This window comes from Acinetobacter sp. YH16042, from assembly GCF_013417245.1.
In the GTDB taxonomy this organism is placed as follows: Bacteria; Pseudomonadota; Gammaproteobacteria; order Pseudomonadales; family Moraxellaceae; genus Acinetobacter; species Acinetobacter amyesii.
In genome coordinates this window covers 1-3,012 of sequence record NZ_VPEJ01000073.1, presented here as the reverse complement: position 1 = coordinate 3,012, position 3,012 = coordinate 1, and the positions used below count along the sequence as shown (strand labels likewise).

Sequence of the window (3,012 nt, the reverse complement as noted above, 5' to 3'; positions counted from 1 at the left end):
TTCAAGCGGGTAATATGCTATCGTGTTTTTCATGAAATGCGCACTTACGACTTGGATTTCATCCAAGTCAAAGTTTGCGTAAGGGGAATCCCCTTAACCCCAAAAAATTGCTACGCAATTTAAAAAAGCAAAAGGTAAATAAAAATGTATCGGTATAATTTTAGAGAAACTCACCTTTACCTTTGTCCAAATTGCGGACACGAATGCACTTATAAGATGCCTGAACAGATGGCACAACATGCAGAAGAAAGAGAAGTTCAGAACCTAAAAAGAGAATGTGAAAAATGCGGTTATTACGTCCCTGCTAGTCGGAAGTGTTAAGCGATGGCGATTTATCATTGCTCGACCAAAACAGTTAATCGAAGTTCAGGCAGAACTGCTGTTGCATCTATGGCTTATCGTGCAGGTGAAAAGCTCAAAGATGAACGCACAGGGCTGACCCATGACTTTACAAGAAAAGATGGTGTCGCCCATTCAGAAATTATCTCGAATCTCGATATTGAAATTGACCGTAATGACCTTTGGAACTTGGCAGAACAGTCCGAAAACCGCAAAGATGCCCGAACCGCTAGAGAATGGGTAATCGCCCTACCCGATGAATTAGACGCTGATCAACGTAAGGACTTGGCAAAAGACTTTGCCAGGTCCTTAGTTGATCGCTATGACGTAATCGCAGATTTAGCCATCCATGAACCGAGTAAAGGCGGTAATGATAAAAACCATCACGCCCATATCATGCTCACAACCCGAAAAGCCGAATTGAATGCAGACAATAAACTCACTCTGACCACCAAAACCGATATTGAACTCAGTAACGCCAAACGAAAAAGCCTTGGTATGGGGACAACCCAAGACGAAATTAAACAGATTCGGGAAACGTGGGCAAATTTAGCCAATCACGCATTAGAACGAGCAGGCTTTCAGGAAAAAATAGACCACCGCAGCTATGCCGATCAGAATAACGGACTACAAGCCACCATCCATGAAGGCACTAAAGTCACCCAATTACGCAGACAAGGCATAGACACTGAAATCAGCCGTTTTAATGACAATGTGAAACAGCAGAACGCCCAACAGCTTGACCAACAGAAACAGCAGAAAGAGAGCGTTTTACAGCGTGGTTTAAACCGTGTCGATCAAGGTTTTGATCAATGGCAGAAGAACCAAGAAACCAAACGTCTAGAACTGGAACGCCAAGCGGAAATGAAACGACAGCAAGAATTAGATAAACAACGAGCCGAGCAAGCACTCCGCAAGGCATCTCAAAAACTAAGTAGAGGCGGAATGTCATTATGAGTAATCAAAATGATTTAGATGACCAGTTATATATTTTATTGGCATCCATGAAGGAATATCGAGAAGCCATAGCAGACGATAAGAAGCGATTAGAGCAGTTTTACAACCAAGTCGCTAGTGGAGTGCTAGACAAGGCTGAAAAATCGCTAGAAAACGCAAATAAAAAGCATACAGGTGCATTAAACAACAGTATTCAGGCATTAAACGAAGCTACAAACAGGCTCAACTTAAAACTTATCCTTATTTTTGCCAGCACGTTTGTGGCTGTGATGATGGTATTCATTTTGGCTATCTTCTTATACATACCAAGCAAAGACGAAATTGATGAACGTAGAGCAGATCTGGCTGTACTAAAAAAATATCCGCTACAAATTCGAGAAAGTGATGGTGAAACATTGGTGAGAATAATGAGGAAAAATTGCTACTCGTTTGAACCGAGTAGTGTCAAAGAAAAAACGTATGACTGGTGTCAGATCGACCCTAAAAAATACTAGTTGATCGGTACTTTGCTTGGTTTTTCTCATTACAAATCAAATTACAGCAAGCGCAAAGTTGCCCGACTTTGAAACATGGCTTTAGCCATCTTTCAAAGCATCGAGCTGAAATTTCGCATAAGAGATTTTATGTTAAATAGGTTCGATTAAGCAGATCGTCTTCTAATTTTGAACATTGCTCATCATCAATGACTCCGGTAATACTTTGTAGCCACAACCCATCTGCTGCTAAACGAAGTAACTCTAAATCAGGATGACTATCCGTTTCTGCATGTTGAGATAATCTATTTTTTAGCCATTCCATCCAAATTTTATTAAAGGTAGGCTCTGTGATCATAGTCATTGATAACGCTGACCAAGCAGAAACCACCCCATCTATTTGATGGATAAAAGAACTATGAATATAAGCTCGTGTGAATTTACCATATTCTGTTGGATCGCGTTTAATCAAGTATTCAACTGTTTGATCTAAATCAAGAATTATTTGATTGAACATTTCTTCTATCAAATTTTTTTTATTCGGGAAATGGTGAAATACCCCCCCTTTTGTTATACCTACTGCTGTAGCAATATTTTGAATAGAAACACCAGAAATACCCTTTTGAGAAACAAGAATAGTTGCCTGTTCAAGGATGCGCTTTCGAATAACCTCTGGTTGCTTCTTTTGTTGCCGAATTTCTTTCACTTAATGACCTGCTGATTGCGAAAATAAATTAATAATTATTACGCCAGATACGATAAAACCAATTCCAATTAAAGCAGGATTATCTAGTGTCTGTTTAAAAACAAAGTAGCCAACTACAGCAGTTAGAACAATCCCAACACCAGCCCATATAGCGTATGCGATACCTAAAGGGATTGTTTTAATAACTTGTGATAATAAATAAAATGCCGTGCTAAAAAAAATAAAGACCATCACGCTTGGAAAAAGTTTTGTAAACCCTTCCGATTTAACTAAAAAACTACTTCCAATCACTTCGGAAACTATTGAAAATCCAAGTAATACATAAGCGAGTAACACACTGTTCATAAGTAATCATACCTAAAATACCCATCGGAAGGTATGTTAAATTTTCAAAAAAAAATTATCAATAATTATTTTAGATTTTCTAAAATTAACATAATACAACTTATACGAAACTGATATTTATTTTCCTTAAATATCAATGTTATATTCTAATCTTAATACCCCATTCTAGCCCGTATGGGGTTTTTTTATAAT

General features: G+C 38.1%; 4 protein-coding genes. 2 read left to right on the top strand and 2 right to left on the bottom strand.

The genetic code is table 11. The annotated features are described in order from the left end of the window. Positions 1-324 precede the first annotated feature (324 nt). Positions 325-1,296 (top strand): MobQ family relaxase, encoded by a 972-nt coding sequence (gene mobQ / locus FTV37_RS16865; protein WP_180015673.1) that lies wholly within the window; start codon positions 325-327, stop codon positions 1,294-1,296. Further along, positions 1,293-1,790, top strand: coding sequence for a hypothetical protein (locus tag FTV37_RS16860; protein WP_179997568.1), 498 nt, complete (start codon positions 1,293-1,295; stop codon positions 1,788-1,790). Before mobQ ends, FTV37_RS16860 begins: the two co-directional genes overlap by 4 nt. Before the next feature lie 127 nt (positions 1,791-1,917). Here FTV37_RS16860 and FTV37_RS16855 read toward each other — a convergent pair whose 3' ends face one another. Further along, positions 1,918-2,475, bottom strand: coding sequence for a TetR/AcrR family transcriptional regulator (locus FTV37_RS16855; protein ID WP_005146114.1), 558 nt, complete (start codon positions 2,473-2,475; stop codon positions 1,918-1,920). Next, on the bottom strand, positions 2,476-2,820 hold the full coding sequence (locus FTV37_RS16850; RefSeq protein WP_045125031.1) for an SMR family transporter: 345 nt from the start codon (positions 2,818-2,820) through the stop codon (positions 2,476-2,478). It lies immediately after the preceding gene. Positions 2,821-3,012 lie beyond the last annotated feature (192 nt).